This is a genomic window from Chromobacterium piscinae (assembly GCF_021129175.1).
GTDB classification, from domain to species: domain Bacteria; phylum Pseudomonadota; class Gammaproteobacteria; order Burkholderiales; family Chromobacteriaceae; genus Chromobacterium; species Chromobacterium piscinae.
Window position 1 is genome coordinate 56,495 of the sequence record NZ_JAJOHV010000006.1, and the last position, 15,562, is coordinate 72,056.

Sequence of the window (15,562 nt, forward strand, 5' to 3'; positions counted from 1 at the left end):
ATGAAAGGATGAAGTCATGCGCAAGTTTTTCGCAAAAATGCTGCTGGGCAGCGACGCGCTCAGCAAACTCGACTCTATCGAACAGTCGGAAGCTCTGCAGGTGGTGGCGGGCAGCCAGCCTGAGGAGGCGATCAGCGACACGCTCAAGGGCAGCTCGCCCACCATCACGCGCGAGCAGATCCGCTCGCTGATCGAGATCGACATGGAGATTCATGGCGACATCTTCATCGGCCGCGGTGTCAAGGTGTCGGGGCGGATCATCGGCAGCTTGATCCCCAATGGGGCGGTCAAGGAGTGCGATCCTATCGTCATCGTCAGCCAGGGAGGGGACATCAACGGCGATCTGCATGCCCGTGTCGTGGTCGTGGCCGGCAACCTGGATGGAGATATCTACGCCGACCACGTGTTGCTGATGCCGACTGCCCAAGTCTGCGGCACGGTCAACTATCGACATACCTTGCGCCAGGATATCGGGTCCGCCTTGTCTGGAATGGTAAGGCGGGTCGAGCATATCGCGATGCTGGACCATCCGCCGCATCCTTGCGATATGGGCCGGCGCGCATTGCCGGGCGACGGAGCGGCGCCGGGCGCGGACATCCCGGTTTTGACGATGGAGCGCGAACCGGCAGCCGCGCCGGTTTCGGCGGCGGTCTCGACATTGGCCGCGACGCAGAATACGGCGGAGATCGAAAGACTTTACCGCGGCCTGGATATCGAGCGTGACAACACGGCGGGCCTGCGTTCCTTGGCCGTCGGCGCCTGATAGAGGCCGAATCGCATCGCTCGCGGGCGAGGCAGGCTTTTCATTTGAATGGTGCGATCGGGAGTGGCGATGGAAGCGCAAGGTTTTCCACGACGGATACCGGCGGATGCATTGTCGGCAGCGGAGGCTGGCAGGCTGGGCCTGGATGCGCCTTTGCCGCCGGAGGCGAGCGACGAGGAGGAAGATGCCCGGTGGGCCTGCCTGCCTTTTCTGAAGCTGGCGATCGAGCGCTTGTGCATCATGCAGTTGTTGGCCGAAGACCATGAGGTCGCATTTTCCCCCTTGGGCGGGGATGGCTTGGTGGCGATCCGCGCCATGGCAGCGTCGGCTGCGGATCCTGTGTTTGCCCAGGCCGCGGCGGCCTATCTGGGAAGCCTGGCCACGCTGGCTTCGATGATGGGGCGAGGGGAAACGGGCCTGCATCAGTCAATCAGCGGCTTGTACCTGTAGGGAAGAGGGGATTTCATGAGTCTGCGGAGAAGCGGACGGCGCGATTATTTGAGCGAGGCCTCGGAAAGGGTTTCCCGGTATTCGGATGCGCTGCGGCCAGGCTGCGCGGCTGTGCCCGGGCGTCATTTCAATCCGCTGTCGGGAACGGTTTATCAAGGCATCAATCATTTGCTGTTGAGCGCCGCCTTGCCGGCGGAGAGCGCCGATCCCCGCTGGCTGACGTTGAAGCAGATAGACGACTTGCGGCAACGGTTTGGCGACATCAGGCTCGCCAACGGCGCGCAGGCCGCTTTGGCGGTGTTCGCGCTGCCTGTGACGCGCGGGGGGGCCATGCCTGGCGATGAAGCCGTATACGTGCTGAAAGGTTGTTCATTGTTTAATGGCGCGCAAATCATGGGTTTGCCGCCGCTGGCGCCTCCCCCGGATTGCGATCGGGCGGCCGGAGGGGGCGGCGTTCGCTTGACGGAAGCTGTATTGAATGAGTTGGGATGGGCGGATGAGCTGAATGCCTTCCCGGCCCTGGCCCGTCATTGCCTGGAGGAGAAGGAGTTGGATGAGGGTGCCGAGTTGCTGCGGCGGATGGCCGCGGCCATGTTGAGTTGGCTGCCTGGTTTTTTTGGAGAGATGCCGGATCGGCGCGTGCCTGGCTCGGAGCGGGCGGAGGGGCCATTGGCAGTCTTTCGCGCGGCGCATGCGGTTGAGCGAATGTGGGCCTGGCTTGGCCAGCGCTCGCCGGCGGCAGCGGCATTCGAGCGAGCGGGCGACGAGTTTGTGAGGGCGAATCTGCTGGCCGATCCGTCGGCGGCGGAGTGGAAGCCTGCGCCGGCTGCGGCCGCTGCCCAGTCCGCGGCGCGGCGGGGCGCGCTATGGATGGACGTGTCCCTGCTGACTGTCGCGGAGTCGACGCAGTTGACCGCTAGCCATTTCGGCAATCAGGAACTCTTGCCTGAAACCGAAGCCGAGTTGTATGGCCGCTTCCAGGCCTGGGCGCGGCAATCCATTCAGTCAGGCATTCATGATGACTTGCCTATTACCGCGCGCGAGCTATTCGGCTGGTTTCTTTCCGAAGAGGAGGGCATGGTTCGGGATCTGCTGCAGCTGGATGACGCGCGGCGGCGGCAGCGGCGCGCGGCTACGGCCATCGATATGGCTGTCCCCGGCCTCGCCGCCGCGGTTGCGGGGCGGTCGGCCGAGATTTCGATGCCGCGTTGAACGGCGCGATATTTTTATCCCCTGAGCTGGAGAGCCTTGCCTCAGGCGCGGGATTCAGCTGTGTCAGCCGCCTGAAGGGCGGCTGTTTTTTTGCGGCGATCCGGAAGTCCTGATGTCGCCCCTCCCGCCAGCGGCCGCATCCGACTGCGCCAGGATATTCCACGGCGGTTTCGTTGCCGTCCGCCAAGCGCAGTTTGATCATCCCCGCGTCACCAGTCGCTGAATTCCGGCGGCGTGCCATCCGACAATAGGACCTCCTGCATCCACTGGCTCACTTGCGATTGCAGATTGCTGGCGCCCAGCATGACCCCGGTCAGCGGTTTGTAAAGAGGAGAGGCATCGCCGATTTCGTTCTGGATGTGCTGGAGCACGGCTCTTTGCTGGGCCAGGGTGGCAAATGCGCGGGCGTCTCCCTGAGGGGTCTTGAAATCGCGCAACTGTCGCGCGATGGCGGCGATATAGGCTTTGCGGTCCGCCAGAGAGTCCGACGCCGGCGTCGGCAGCTGTTTAAGCGCCGCCAGCAAGGCTTGAGCCTGCGCGGCGTCTACGGGCGCGAGCGCGCTTTCCTGCGCGGCGGCGGTTTGCTGGACTTGGGCTGCGCGCAAATATAGCGGGACGATGGAGTCCGCGGCGCTGATGCCGAGCGTTTGCGTGTCGGGAATCCGGTTTGGCGTGGGCGTGATCATGGCGTGTTTAGTTTTCCGTTGACGGGGTGGCGGGGAGCGTCGCGGCCAGCGGCTCCAGCCGTTGCCGCAATTGCCGCTGCAATTGCTCCAGAGCGGCGGCGGACAACTGGCGGCAGTCTTGCTGCAAACCGTTCAGGCTTTGAAGCAACTGGCGGCTCGCTGGCTCCAGATAGTGTTCTGGGGAGAATTCCGCCGCTTGATCGGCGCACCGCATGATGAAGCGGTCATCGTCATGGTGGTCAATCTGGATGACGCCATGCCAGCGCTCCGCCAGCAGAGACATCAGCGCGCCTTGCCGCGGGCGGGCGGTTTTGGGCAGCCGCAAGTACAGCGTCGCTTCCGGCGCGGCGGACGGCTGGCTTTTCAGCCACTCGTCCAGCAGCAGCAGCAAGGTGTCAGGGTGGTCGACAGCGGCGGCCAGCATCGCGCGCGCCTGTTGCTCCAGATGTCCGCGCCATCGTTCGGCCAGGGCCTGGCTGTCGGCCAGCGCGGCGGCTATCTGATCCAGCGCTGTCAGCATGCCTTGTTGGTAGCCGTCGCTATAGGCATGGCTGCGAATGGCGTCGGCCTGATTTTGAGCTTCCCGCAGCAATTGGCTGGCGTGTCGGCGCGCCTGACGCTCCAGCTTGTGGGCGCGGCGGATGCGTTCCAGCTGGCCGCGGCGGATCAGCACGCCCTCAATTGCTGTCTGCGGGCGGAAGATGGGGGTGTCGCTGGGCATATTGCAGAGCCAAGGTCAGTAGCAGGAAGTCCGGCGCGCCGGACGCGGCCGGCATGCCATCGACGGCTGGAGGAAACGCGAGCGCCAGCCGCTGGGAGAGCGCCGCGGGCAGCTCCCCCTTCCAGGCTTGCAGGCGGCTGTAGCCGGCGCGCAGCAAATCGTTGTGGACAATGGGACGGGACGGCGCTGCGCCGCCTGGCGGTCCCAACTGCATGGCGGCGAAACCTTGAGCCCAGACGGGCAGGCGCAGCAGGCCGCCTTGCCAACCCAGAGCGGCGCGCAGCGCTTGGCAGCCGATCAGGTAGGCCGTTTGCGGCAGCCGCGGCCAATGGCGCAGAAACTGGCGGGTGGCGCTATTGAGCGGGCCTGTGGGCCAGTGACAATCCAGGCGATGGCCGCTGATCAGCATGTCGTTGACTATGGCGCGCTGCCGCGGGCTGTCCAGCGCGGCAGGCAGCCGCAACCGTTGCGGATGCAGATAGGACAGCGGGTCGAACAGAATGCCGCGCACTTGAAGGGACAGTTCGGCGTCGATGCCGGAGCGCTCAGCCATGCCGCGGCTCCGCGAGCGCCGTTTTGCCGCCTCGCCTGCCTTGGCGCAGCCAGAACCAGGCGGCGACGGCGGCGAGCAAGCCCGAGGCGGCCAAGCCGGCCAGCAATATCGGCAGGTTGTCCGGCCGGTTGGCGGATGGTTGGCCAGGCTGCTGCTGCTGGGCTTCGCTGCGGCGCGATAGCACTACCGAGATATTTTCGTATTCGACATCGGCGAAGCTGTTTTTCAGAAACCGCTTGATGTTGTTGATCATCGGTTCCGGTTCGATATCCCGGTCATAGCTTGCCAATACGGCGAGATGAATGGGTTGGGGCGGCCGGCCGTCTTCCCCGGCATTCAGGTCATAGCTGACGTGGACGCGGGCGGACAAGATGCCATCCATGGTCTGCAGCGATTGCTCCAGCCGCTGTTCGATGGCGGAGTACAGCCTGGCCTTCTCCGCGCGCGGCGAGGAAACCAGCGAGTCGGTCGGGAACATCTGCGCCACTTCCATGCGGGGACGGGAGGGCAGGTCGTAGGTTTTCAGCCAGTCTACCGCGGCGGCGAAGTCGGACGGCGCCACGGCGATGCTGAAGCCGCTCTTGCCCTTGTCCTGCTTGTCCGCTTCAATGTTGTGGCGCTGCAGCACTGCGATGACTTCATTGGCCTGCTGCTGGTCCAAGCCCTTCAGCAAGTCCTTTTGCTGGCAGCCTGCCAGCAGCAGCGCCAGCAGCGCGGCTTTCAGGCAGGCGCGCATCATGAGCGCAGCAGGCTTTCCACCACGCCGACCCCTTTGCGGGCGAGGGTGCTGAGCATGGAAACTTCCAGGTTGTAATTGGATGTGCGCAGCTGCAGCTGATATAGCTTGGACGGGTCGCTCAAATCCTCGGGTTGATCGATTTTTTGCATGATGGCAGTTTTCTCCGTGCCGACTGAGACCGCGGATTCGGCGAAGGCATGGATCATTCTGTCTTCCAGCGACATGGTTTGCTGATCGGTCTGGCTGATGTCGCTGACCTGGATGGCCTGGCGCGACTGGGCGGCGGAAATGGGAATCATCTTGGAGTCCAGGTTGGCGCCGGCGGCTTGCCGGCGCGACGATTAGCGGAAGTTCTGGATAATGGCGGCGTCAATGTCCTTGAAGGTCTTGACCACGTTGGACTGGGCGTTGCGGTACAGGTTGTATTCAGACAATTTGCTTTGGTACTTGGCGAGTACGCTTGGGTCGGAAGGATTGGCGACAAGGTCCTTCAGGGCAGTATCTACTTCGCTTTTTAGTCCGGTCACGTCAAAATTTTGCGACAACACGTTGATGTAAAAAGAATCCGGGCTTGAGGCTCCGATATTGGCGGCCATGCTTATTCTCCTGAAGTTGAGGAAGTGTGTGGGAAGTACCAATGGCTGGCATCAAGTTTGATGTAGCCCTGATTGCCATACATGAAGGACCTGTCCTTGAGACTGTCGTCCTTCAACTCGATGGCGAACTGCACGTAACGACCGCCCCATTGGCGGTAATAGCGGTCGACGAACTGGCGCGCGCGCTGCAACTCGTCGTCGCCCAGCGAACCTGAGATGGCGAAGACGACGCTGTCCGGGTTGTCCTTTCGGCGAAAGGGCAACGCCAACCGCCGCAGCCCGGCTTCCGCTTCGCGAGCGGCGGCGGCGTCGTCCACCGGGACGATCTCCACCTTGTCGGCGTAAGGCAGGCGCTCGACCAGCCGGGCGGCCAGGCGCATTTTGTCTTCCGCGCTCAGCGCGGCGCGCTGCAGGCTGATCCAGAGCTGGGGGTGGCGCGGATCATTCAATTGCAGGCAGTAATACGCCAGGTCCGGATAGGCTCCGGCCAGCCAACGACCGATGCGTTCGTTTTCGCGCAAGGGAGTAATGACTTCAGACGCGCGGGGGTCGTCGCCGCGCAACAAGGCTTGCCGCGCCCAGGCGGTATCTCTTTCGTTGCCGGCCGCGACGTAAAAGCGGCCATCTTGTCCTGGCAGTATCTGAAAGCGTTGAGGATCGTTGCCCAGCAGCGCCGATAACTCAGTTGTCTTGCGTTGAGAACTATCCTGCCATTGCTCGTAGCTGCCGAAGCCCAGCGCCGCCGCGGCCAGCAACGCCAGCAGGGCGGGAATAGCCAGCCAGCGGTTGCGGCGGCGCGGAGGCTTCGTGGGCAGGATATCGGTCTGGCGCGGATGGTTGAGCACTTCCGGCAGCCAGGACTGGTCCTGAGGGCGCAACGCCAGTTCCAGCGCGCCCACCCGGATGATCTGATTGAAGCCCGCCGGATATTCGGCTACTTCGTCCTGGCCCAGCTCGCGTATTTGCGCATCCTCATCGATGAGGATCTCGAAGTTGACGCCGCCGTCGGCCAGCGGCACGTACAGCGTGTCTCCTGGCAACTCCGGCAATTGGTGGGGCTCGGCCAGGGCTTCGCTGGGGCCGACCAAAAACAGCGTCCTGCCGGGGCGCAGCAAAAACTCGCAGCCGCGCAAGGCGCTGTTGAGCAGGCGCACGACGATGGAGGCCGTCTCGGATGGGTGGTTGTCTTCTGCAAGCATGGTGTTCTTATTCAAGGCTGCTGGGCGAGTCGATATCGGCGGCCACTGTATGCGCGCGGGCTATGTCATTCCTGATGAAAAACCGATCAGATTCGGCGCGGCGGATCAGATTCGCATCTGAATCTTGTCGGCTTGACGGGTGGCTCACGCCGCCGCCGACATTTGCGGCGCGAACAGTTCCGCCAGCCGCGGGTCGTGCCGCCATGCCGGCAGCCAGGGGTAGCGCCCCGCCTGCAACTGCCCCCATAGAAGCAGCGCCGCTTCGCGGCCGTCGCGCGCCAGCACTAGCGGCAGCAGGCTGGCCCGCACATGGCGGCTGTCGATCTGCAGCGCCTGCAGCGGGGCGCAGTCGCCGGAGCTGGCATATTCCACGCTGTAGCGGTTGAGCATGAGCAGACCGGCCTCTTCGCCCGCGGCGCGCACGGCATGCGTGAGCTCCAGCGCTTCGGCATGCTGTTGCTGCTGCGACAAGATCAAGGCCAGCAGGCTTTGCAGCACCGGATGGTCCTGGCCATAGCGGCGCAACTGGCTCTTGCCCAGCGCGATGGCATCGCCGAGGCGGTTTTGGCAAAAGGTCAGCCACAGCTTGAGGATGCTGGCTGCGATGCGGGAGGGATCGCGCTCTAGGCTGGCGTCCAGCGCGTTTTGCGCCTGGTTCAGCCGGCCGGATAAAAACAGATGCCAAGCGTGGCAGCAGTGCACTTCCACCGATTGCGGCGCCAGCAGCCGCGCCTGCTCGAACAGCGCGTCGGCCAGCGCATGCTCGCCGCGCAAGCTGCCCAGCAAGGCTAGCAGCCCAAGCGTTTGAGGGTGGGCGGCATCCAGTTCCACCGCCTTGTCGACGGCCTGTCTGGCTTGTTCCAGCGCCAGCTCCTGATCGAACAGGCTCAGTTGCGCCAAGGCCAGATAGCATTCGGCCAGAGCGCGCCAGGATGGCGTGTGGCCGGGGGCGTTCTCCACGCACCGATGCAGCTGGCCCAGCGCGCGCAGCAGGCTGGATGGCGTATGCTGCCGCAATTCGTGAATGGCGTTCAGGTAGGGGATGGCGGTGTCGGCGGCGTCCATCTCACCAACCCGGCTGACGCGCAGGCCGGGGATGCGCTGCGCCAGCAGATTGCTCAGCCGGGCTTGCAGCGCCGCCGGGTGCAAGCCGGATAGCGAGATGCTTTCGTGATGGACCAGCTGGTGGCCGCGGGAGCGGATCAGCTCCACCCGCAAGATACAGGCTTCGCCCGCGCCTTGGGTTTGGCCAGCCAGGTAGTAGTCGGGAGCGAGCTGCTCCAGCAGCGCGTGGATATCGCCGATGGCATGGCAATGCCGGGTCAGCGTGGCCGGGAGCACGCAGAGGCCGTAGGGGGCGTAACGCGCCAGATTCTGCACCAGCGCGCCATGCAGCGCCTGGGCATCCTGCGGGCTTTCCATGCGGAAGGGCAGCACCGCGACCGAGGCGCTTGTCGCCGGCACGCTGTGCTGAGTCACCATGGCCACGGGGCGGCAGAAACGGTAGCCCTTGCCGTAGACGGTGTCGATGTAGCGCTGCTCCTTGCTCTCCAGCAGGATGCGGCGCAAAGCGTAGATGCAGCGAGTCAGCGACTCCTCGTTGACGTCGTCATCGGGCCATACCCTGTCCAGCAGCTCATCCTTGCTCACCAATTCGCCGGCGGCTTCCAGCAGCACGGTGAGCACCGCCAGTTCCTTGGGCGGGATGCCCAGCTGCCGCTCGCCGTGGGTCAGCATGCCGTCGAAGTGCAGGATGAAATCGCCGAAGACGAACTGCCGGTTCATGAAGCCATCATTGTTCATCATCTCTATCCCCTGTTGAGGGTTGGACCGTAACTTCTCACGGCCCATTTTTGTAAATATTGTTCGATATAATTGATATCATATCAAACACAATATCAGGAGTGAGGGAGGTTGACAATGGGATTGTTATGGGGGTCTGTTGTCTGGGAGAGGAGGGCCAGCTCATCAGATATCTCGCTGGATGCGACGGAGTGAAGGATGTCGTGGCAGGAACGCGCCTGCTGACGATGCTCGCTTTCATTCTTGTTGAGCCAGGGCTTGTTGGTTTGCGGCAATTGAGCTGGCGAGCCTTAGGCGATGCTGGGGAGGCTAAAGCATTGAGTAGCCAGTCACAGATGGGCGTTTTATGAAAGTAGGGGGGTGGACTGCGGGGTAATGTGGATAGTGACAAGATTTTGAGTCTGACCGTGTTCTTTTTATTGGCAGTAGTAAAGGTAAATAGCCTACTGAGCAAGAGCATAGCCAGAATGTCAGAGTAGCTGCTTTCAATGTTCGCTAAGCTTTCTTCTATTTGCAGTTCTTTTAAGTGGCTTAGCGGTTTATGATGACCGTAATTATGGAGATGGTCCTTGAATCCTCAGCTTTGTGCGCATGTTGAAAATCTTTTTTCAAAGATTGGGTGTTCAGCTCCGAATTGGGGTGATGGCGTTAATTTTTCTATTCGAGTGGATGGAACGCTGAGTGTGAGGCTGGTGGAGTCGCCTGCTGATTATTTGGTTTTGTTTTCAATATTCGATCAATTTGATAGTCGGGCGGCTGTGGATTTCTTAAAGATAAACCTCATTAATGGTGAGGCTTTTCCTTATGTCGCAGCAGTGACCGATGATGGCAAGCATCTGGTGATGTGGCGGCGATTTGACTTGAGAATGATGGATGAATTTGGTTTGCCATTGCTGTTTGAAGATTTTGTTCAGAAGTTGGAAGATGTGATTGATAGTAGGGTGTTGTAATTGGCTTTGTATTGAATATGTTGTTTCTTTAACTTGAAAGGTGGTAGTGTAATGCCAGTGGATTCGACAAGCAACAGCGGCGTACAAAGTACGCAAGCTTATAAGTCTTTGATAAAAAGTGAAGATCCGAAACCGTTGTCTGATACGCGGCAGTATCTGCATGAAGGGACTGCTGACTCTTCGCAGCCATTTGGAAAGGCTGTTAATTTTGTTAATGGAAATCTTGGTAGTCATGGCGATGATAATATATCAAAGGGCAAGGCTGAGAGCTATGTTAGGGATGTTAAACTGGTGGAGGCAGGCGAGATAAGCAATAGCACAGGGTTTGCTAACTCTGCGGCCGGTTGGCTTCAGGAGGGAAATTTAACGGCGGCAGCAATGAATTTCGGTGGCATGATGTTGGCGGGGGCTGTTGATAAGCAAAATATGTATAAATCAAATCCTGGGAACGGTTGATGTTTTTCCAGGGCTGTGCGTCGATGCATGGCCCTGGATTGTCATGGATTTTGCATTGTGCTGCGAAGTTGATTTTTTTAATGATTTAATCCTTCATTAGTTCATGTGGTGTGTGCTTGAGCTGTCCTCTAAAAGACCAAGTAAGAATAGGTGAGATAATTTGAATAGGAGGCCAGCTTCTGGAGTGGCGGCTATCCCATTCATGCCCTTGTGTAACTCGTCGCTCAGGATTTAGTTGTACTGCTTGGGTGAGGAAGTCTGCTACGCAATTTAAGGCGTCTGTTTGATATTCAACTGTCGAATTAATATTGCTTTGCAATAGTCAATTTTACCTCGCCATCATATTCCCATCAGGATTCCTTCCTTTCGCTAATACACACTGTCGTCATCCCGGCAACCGCCGGGCCTGGATTTCATGCGATGACAGAGAACAATGTATTGAACCCCCTGCAAAGCCTGGAGGCCTCCGGCCGGAGAGAGATCGCCGGCCAGGAGGCTTGGCTCTTGCTGCCCCTGGCCAAGGGCGGGGCTCGGCTTGAATTGAGCTGGGAAGCCGACCGTGAGGTTTGGACTCTGCCGTCAGGCTGGCAGGGGCTGTTATTGCTGGACCGCCTGAAGCTGACGGTGGCGTCCGGCAGTCTTGGTTTTCATCCGGTTCGGCTGGAGGCGCTGGCCAAATTGCTGGCCTTCGTCGATGAGGCCAATGGCCTGGCGCCGTGTTCTGCCGAGCGGCATTGCGCGCGCTTGCCGCAGGATGATCTGTCTCTATGGTCGGATCGGCGCCGTTGCGAGTACTGGTTCCTGAACCAGTTGCTGGAGCCTGCGGAGCCGTTTTCGTCCTTGCTGACCCTGTTGCGTCGCAATGAAAGCTATTGGCTGGTGCGTTTTTTGTTGGCGCAGTCGGCAGGCGGAGACAAATTGCAAGAGTTGGGCGAGCGTTACGGCGTGTCGCGCTCCCATTTCCGCCGCTTGTGCCGTCATGCCCTGGGCAATGCGGCCAAGACCGCGCTGCGCGATTGGCGGATGGCGCGTTCCCTGCTGGACGTGGTTGAGGGCAGAGAAAGCCTGACCCAGCTGGCCTTGAAGCACGGCTATTCCTCGCAATCGCACTTTTCAAATGAAATCAAGGGATTGATCGGCGTTTCTCCACGCAGTCTGTCCAATATCATCCCGCTAAGCGTGAAATGAACAAGTGTTTTTCGTACGCGTTATGGCTGGTGTGCGCGTTGTGTCTGGCCGCCGGGGCGGTGGCCGCGCCGGAGCCGGGCGAGGCTGCCGATGGCGCTGGCTATGTGGCCAGAAAGGACAGCCTGCGTTCGTTTTTCGACGCGATTTCCTCCAAGTTGAAAAAGCCGGTGATTCTGAGCAAGCAGGCGGCGCGCAAGCAGGTCAGCGGCGAGTTCGACCTCAGCAATCCGCAGGCGCTGCTGGAGAGGATGACGCAGCAACTGGGGCTGGTCTGGTATCACGACGGCCAATCCATCTATGTCTACGACGCCAGCGAAACCCGCAACGCGGTGGTGGCGCTGCGCAATGTGTCCTTGTCGGCCTTCAACGGCTTTCTGCGCAAATCCGGCCTCTACGACAAACGCTATCCGCTGCGCGGCGACAGCCGCAGCGGCGCTTTCTACGTGTCGGGCCCGCCGATCTATGTGGACCTGGTGATCAATGCGGCCGGGTTCATGGATAAACAGAGCGAAGGCATGGACCTGGGTCGTTTGAAGATAGGCGTGATCAAGCTCAACAACACTTTCGTCGGCGACCGCAGTTACGAGTTGCGCGACCAGAAGCTGGTGATCCCCGGCATGGCCACGGTGATAGAGAAATTGCTGACGGGCGAGGGGAAGTCGGTGCGGATGCTGCCGCCGCCGGCGCCATCCCTGCCGCCTTCTCCGGCGCTGCCCGCGCGAGCGGAAGACGCGGCCAGCCAAGTGGGCCTGCCGCCATTGCCGGGGTTGCCGTTGCCGTCCAAGGCGGCGCTGCCGGAGCCGCCGCCGCAGGACGGCCCCGCCGGGGATATCCGCGTGATCGCCTATCCGGACACCAACAGCCTGCTGGTGAAGGGGTCGGCCGAACAGGTGCGCTTCATCGAGAATCTGGTGTCCGCGCTGGATGTGGCCAAGCGCCATGTCGAGCTGTCGCTGTGGATCATCGATCTGCAGAAGGAAGATTTGAACCGGCTGGGGGTGGAGTGGAGCGGGCAGCTTGCCGTCGGAGGCGGGCTGGGGGTGTCGTTCAATGGTTCCGGCTCGCTGAGCACGCTGGACGGCAGCCGCTTCATCGCGTCGGTGATGGCCTTGTCGCAGCAGAACAAGGCCAATGTCGTGTCGCGGCCGGTATTGCTGACGCAGGAAAATGTGCCGGCCGTGTTTGATAACAACCGCACTTTCTACACCAAGCTGGAAGGCGAGCGCAGCGTCGACTTGCAGCATGTGACCTATGGCACGCTGGTCAGCGTGCTGCCGCGCTTCAGCGCCGATGGCCAGATCGAGATGTCGCTGAACATCGAGGACGGCAGCGAGGCGCGCGCGCCGGATTACTCCAAAGACAATAAGGACGCCGCCACGCCGGAAGTGGGGCGCACGCGCATCAGCACGGTGGCGCGGGTGCCGCAGGGCAAAAGCCTGCTGATAGGCGGTTTCACCCGCGACGCCAGCAGCGACAACCGGGCGGCTGTGCCGGGCTTGGGCCAATTGCCGCTGGTGGGGAGCCTGTTTCGCTATCAGCGCAAGGATTTGTCGAACAGCGTGCGGGTGTTTCTGATCCAGCCGCGCGAGATCGACGCGCCGCTGACGCCGGACGCCAGCGATCTGGCCGCCGGACTGAGCCGGCAGGGTGGTTTGGACGCGGATCCGCTGCAGCAGAAACTGCGTCGCTACCTGGAGCGGCGGGAGGGCGCGGGCCATGGAGATTAACGCTCGCCAGCAGCATGCCTTGGGTTTGCGCACGCCCAAGCAGCAGGCTCAGCTGGACGCCAAGCGCGATGCCAAAAAGGATGTTCGGCACGAGGCTCAGCTGAAAAGCGAATCGAAGCAGACCGATGCGCAGATGAGCGAAGCGGAGTTGGCGGAAGAGACCAATCCGGCAGCGCTGCTGCAGCGCGCCGCCCAATCCGCCGACGAAATGGCGGCGGTGCTCACCCAGTTCCGCAGCCGCCGCGATTACGACAAGAAGCGGGGCAATCTGGCGGATAGCTTTGAGCGGGTGCTTGACGAGGATGCCCTGCCCAAGGCGCAGGAAATACTGCAGGTGGCCAAGTCGCCCGGCTACACCGCCGAGGAATTGCTGCGCCGTGCGCGCTCGCAGTTTCCCGACGACAGCGATCTGGTGCTGGTGCTGCGCCAGTTGCTGCGGCGCCGGCAGCTGGACGAGGTGACGCGCAAGCGGCTGCAAGCGCTGCTGGATCAGGTGGAAGACGAGGCGGAGCCGCGGCCCCTGAAAGCCGGCATCAACTGCGCGCTCAAGGCGCGCTTGTTCGGAAAGGCGCTGGATCTGAGCCCCGGGCTGCTGCGGGCCAGCTACCGGCAGTTCCTGCAAAGCGAGGCGGGCGAGGCGGAGATCTATCAGGACTGGGTGGCCAGTTACGGCTACCAGCGCCGGGCGCAGGTGCTGGATTTCATCGAGGGGGCCTTGCTGGCTGACATCGATTCGCTGGATGCCAGCTGCTCGAGGCTGGAGTTCGGCGATCTGCTCGGCAGGCTGACCCAGCTGAAGCTGCTGCGCTCCGCCGACAGTCTGTTCATCGGCCGTCTGTTGGCCAACCCCGCCGTCCGCGGCTTCAACCCCAATGAGGCTGACTGGCTGTTTCTGCTGCTGTCGCTGCTGCAGCAACCGCAAGAGCTGGACGAGCTGCTGGCGGAAACCGTGGGCGATACCGCCTTGCTTAGCCTCCATGCGGATCGCTCCACCCTGCTGCACGCGCTGTACCAGGCCTGCAAGTCTTTGCCTGCCAGGTTGTTTCCCGACGAGGGATGGCTAGACGCTTTGCTCGACGAGTTCCGCCACCTGGCCGGAATCGTTTATCGGCATGAGTTGGCGGAGCGGCGCAGAGCGCGGTGAGCCATTTGGGAGAGAGCCGCCAGCCAAGCCCTGCCGCGCAGGATTTCGCTTGCTGTTTTCCCTTGTGAAAGGCGCATTGAGCGTCTGATTTTCTGGATGAATGACGGTGTTGACTTCTTTGTTGAACGGCGCGCGCTCGCGGCCTGAGTTGCTGATCCTGCTGCTGATGGTGATGATCATCGCGATGTTGATCATCCCGCTGCCCACCTATCTGGTGGACTTCCTGATCGGCCTCAACATCGTGCTGGCGATGCTGGTGTTCATGGGCTCGTTCTACATCGACCGCATCCTCAGTTTTTCTACCTTCCCGTCCGTGCTGCTGATCACCACGCTGTTTCGGCTGGCGCTGTCGATCAGCACCAGCCGCCTGATCCTGATCGAGGCTGATGCAGGCGAGATCATCGCCACTTTCGGTCAGTTCGTCATCGGTGACAGCCTGGCGGTGGGTTTCGTGGTGTTCTCCATCGTCACGGTGGTGCAGTTCATCGTGATTACCAAGGGTTCGGAGCGGGTGGCGGAGGTGGCGGCGCGTTTCTCGCTGGACGGCATGCCGGGCAAGCAGATGAGCATCGACGCCGACTTGAGGGCCGGAATCATCGACGCCGACGGCGCGCGCGAGCGCCGCAGCGTGGTGGAGCGGGAAAGCCAGCTGTACGGCTCTTTCGACGGCGCGATGAAGTTCATCAAGGGTGACGCCATCGCCGGCATCATCATCATTTTCGTCAACTTCGTCGGCGGCATCGCCGTCGGCGTGACGCAACACGGCATGAGCCTGTCAGCGGCGCTGTCCACCTACACCATGCTGACCATCGGCGACGGCTTGGTCGCGCAGATTCCGGCGCTGCTGATCGCCATCAGCGCCGGCTTCATCGTCACCCGCGTCAACGGCGATAGCGACAATATGGGCCGCAATATCGTGGGCCAATTGCTGGGCAACCGCTTTGTGCTGGTGGTCACCGCGGGGCTGGCGCTGGCGGTGGGCATGCTGCCGGGTTTTCCTCTGCTGGTGTTCCTGATCCTGGCCGGCGCGCTGGGAGGCTTGTTCTATTTCAAGCGGCGCGCGGAGCGGACCGCCGCCGCGCCTGGCCAGCCGGCTGGCGGCCGCACGGCTCAGGGCGGCGCGGCGGCCGAATCAGGCAAGCCGGGCTCGGATGGCTCGCTGGGGCTGATCAGCAATCTGGACCGCGTGGCCACCGAGACGGTGCCGCTGATCCTGCTGGTGCCCAAGGCGCGCCGCGCCGAACTGGAGCGCATGCAGCTGGCGGAGCGTCTGCGCAGCCAGTTTTTCATCGATTACGGCGTTCGCCTGCCGCAGATGATGTTGAGCGATTCCTCCTCGATGCCGGATAACCGCGCGGCGGTGTTGATCAACGAG

17 protein-coding genes are annotated in these 15,562 nt (G+C 61.7%); 9 read left to right on the plus strand and 8 right to left on the minus strand.

What is annotated here, in order from left to right; translation table 11 throughout:
- Positions 1-16 precede the first annotated feature (16 nt).
- The 3 genes from LQR33_RS01710 to LQR33_RS01720 all read left to right on the plus strand — a co-directional run bounded on the left by LQR33_RS01710 (position 17) and on the right by LQR33_RS01720 (position 2,425).
- Positions 17-763, plus strand: coding sequence for a bactofilin family protein (locus LQR33_RS01710; protein WP_166440456.1), 747 nt, complete (start codon positions 17-19; stop codon positions 761-763).
- Positions 764-832: 69 nt separating this feature from the next.
- Positions 833-1,213 carry a hypothetical protein gene (locus tag LQR33_RS01715; RefSeq protein WP_221664517.1) on the plus strand — a complete coding sequence of 127 codons (381 nt, stop codon included), beginning with the start codon at positions 833-835 and terminating at the stop codon, positions 1,211-1,213.
- Between the two features lie 15 nt (positions 1,214-1,228).
- Positions 1,229-2,425, plus strand: coding sequence for an ArdC-like ssDNA-binding domain-containing protein (locus tag LQR33_RS01720; RefSeq protein WP_221667114.1), 1,197 nt, complete (start codon positions 1,229-1,231; stop codon positions 2,423-2,425).
- A 209-nt stretch (positions 2,426-2,634) separates the two neighbouring features.
- On the opposite strand, the gene LQR33_RS01725 is transcribed toward LQR33_RS01720, so the two are convergent.
- From LQR33_RS01725 to LQR33_RS01760, 8 genes are all read right to left on the minus strand, one after another.
- Positions 2,635-3,111, minus strand: coding sequence for a hypothetical protein (locus LQR33_RS01725; RefSeq protein WP_231467181.1), 477 nt, complete (start codon positions 3,109-3,111; stop codon positions 2,635-2,637).
- 7 nt (positions 3,112-3,118) lie between these two features.
- Positions 3,119-3,832 carry a hypothetical protein gene (locus LQR33_RS01730; protein ID WP_231467183.1) on the minus strand — a complete coding sequence of 238 codons (714 nt, stop codon included), beginning with the start codon at positions 3,830-3,832 and terminating at the stop codon, positions 3,119-3,121.
- On the minus strand, positions 3,789-4,385 hold the full coding sequence (locus LQR33_RS01735) for a type III secretion apparatus protein OrgA/MxiK (RefSeq protein ID WP_231467186.1): 597 nt from the start codon (positions 4,383-4,385) through the stop codon (positions 3,789-3,791). The genes LQR33_RS01730 and LQR33_RS01735 overlap by 44 nt, the downstream gene beginning before the upstream one ends.
- The gene (locus LQR33_RS01740; protein ID WP_269326173.1) at positions 4,378-5,124 is read right to left on the minus strand and encodes an EscJ/YscJ/HrcJ family type III secretion inner membrane ring protein; all 747 of its coding nucleotides are present in this window, start codon (positions 5,122-5,124) and stop codon (positions 4,378-4,380) included. Before LQR33_RS01740 ends, LQR33_RS01735 begins: the two co-directional genes overlap by 8 nt.
- Positions 5,121-5,423: a type III secretion system inner rod subunit SctI gene (gene sctI / locus LQR33_RS01745; protein WP_083340650.1), complete on the minus strand. Its 303-nt coding sequence runs from the start codon at positions 5,421-5,423 to the stop codon at positions 5,121-5,123. Before sctI ends, LQR33_RS01740 begins: the two co-directional genes overlap by 4 nt.
- Before the next feature lie 42 nt (positions 5,424-5,465).
- Entirely contained in the window at positions 5,466-5,720 is a 255-nt protein-coding gene (locus LQR33_RS01750; protein WP_205692591.1) for a type III secretion system needle complex protein, read from the minus strand.
- Positions 5,721-5,722: 2 nt separating this feature from the next.
- Positions 5,723-6,919 carry a PrgH/EprH family type III secretion apparatus protein gene (locus LQR33_RS01755; protein ID WP_231467190.1) on the minus strand — a complete coding sequence of 399 codons (1,197 nt, stop codon included), beginning with the start codon at positions 6,917-6,919 and terminating at the stop codon, positions 5,723-5,725.
- Positions 6,920-7,063: 144 nt separating this feature from the next.
- The gene (locus LQR33_RS01760) at positions 7,064-8,725 is read right to left on the minus strand and encodes a HilA/EilA family virulence transcriptional regulator (RefSeq protein WP_231178825.1); all 1,662 of its coding nucleotides are present in this window, start codon (positions 8,723-8,725) and stop codon (positions 7,064-7,066) included.
- Positions 8,726-9,291: 566 nt separating this feature from the next.
- On the opposite strand from LQR33_RS01760, the gene LQR33_RS01765 reads away from it, so the two are divergent.
- The 6 genes from LQR33_RS01765 to LQR33_RS01790 form a co-directional block, all read left to right on the plus strand.
- Positions 9,292-9,672: a CesT family type III secretion system chaperone gene (locus tag LQR33_RS01765; RefSeq protein ID WP_221667106.1), complete on the plus strand. Its 381-nt coding sequence runs from the start codon at positions 9,292-9,294 to the stop codon at positions 9,670-9,672.
- 51 nt (positions 9,673-9,723) lie between these two features.
- Complete coding sequence (locus LQR33_RS01770) at positions 9,724-10,128, plus strand: hypothetical protein (protein ID WP_221667105.1); 405 nt, start codon at positions 9,724-9,726, stop codon at positions 10,126-10,128.
- A 420-nt stretch (positions 10,129-10,548) separates the two neighbouring features.
- Positions 10,549-11,316 (plus strand): AraC family transcriptional regulator InvF, encoded by a 768-nt coding sequence (invF, locus tag LQR33_RS01775; RefSeq protein ID WP_231178826.1) that lies wholly within the window; start codon positions 10,549-10,551, stop codon positions 11,314-11,316.
- Positions 11,313-13,043: a type III secretion system outer membrane ring subunit SctC gene (gene sctC, locus LQR33_RS01780; RefSeq protein ID WP_221667104.1), complete on the plus strand. Its 1,731-nt coding sequence runs from the start codon at positions 11,313-11,315 to the stop codon at positions 13,041-13,043. Before invF ends, sctC begins: the two co-directional genes overlap by 4 nt.
- Positions 13,033-14,187 (plus strand): type III secretion system gatekeeper subunit SctW, encoded by a 1,155-nt coding sequence (gene sctW, locus LQR33_RS01785; RefSeq protein ID WP_166440466.1) that lies wholly within the window; start codon positions 13,033-13,035, stop codon positions 14,185-14,187. The genes sctC and sctW overlap by 11 nt, the downstream gene beginning before the upstream one ends.
- Before the next feature lie 106 nt (positions 14,188-14,293).
- Positions 14,294-15,562: FHIPEP family type III secretion protein (locus LQR33_RS01790; protein ID WP_231467192.1), on the plus strand; the 1,269-nt coding region annotated here is incomplete at its 3' end.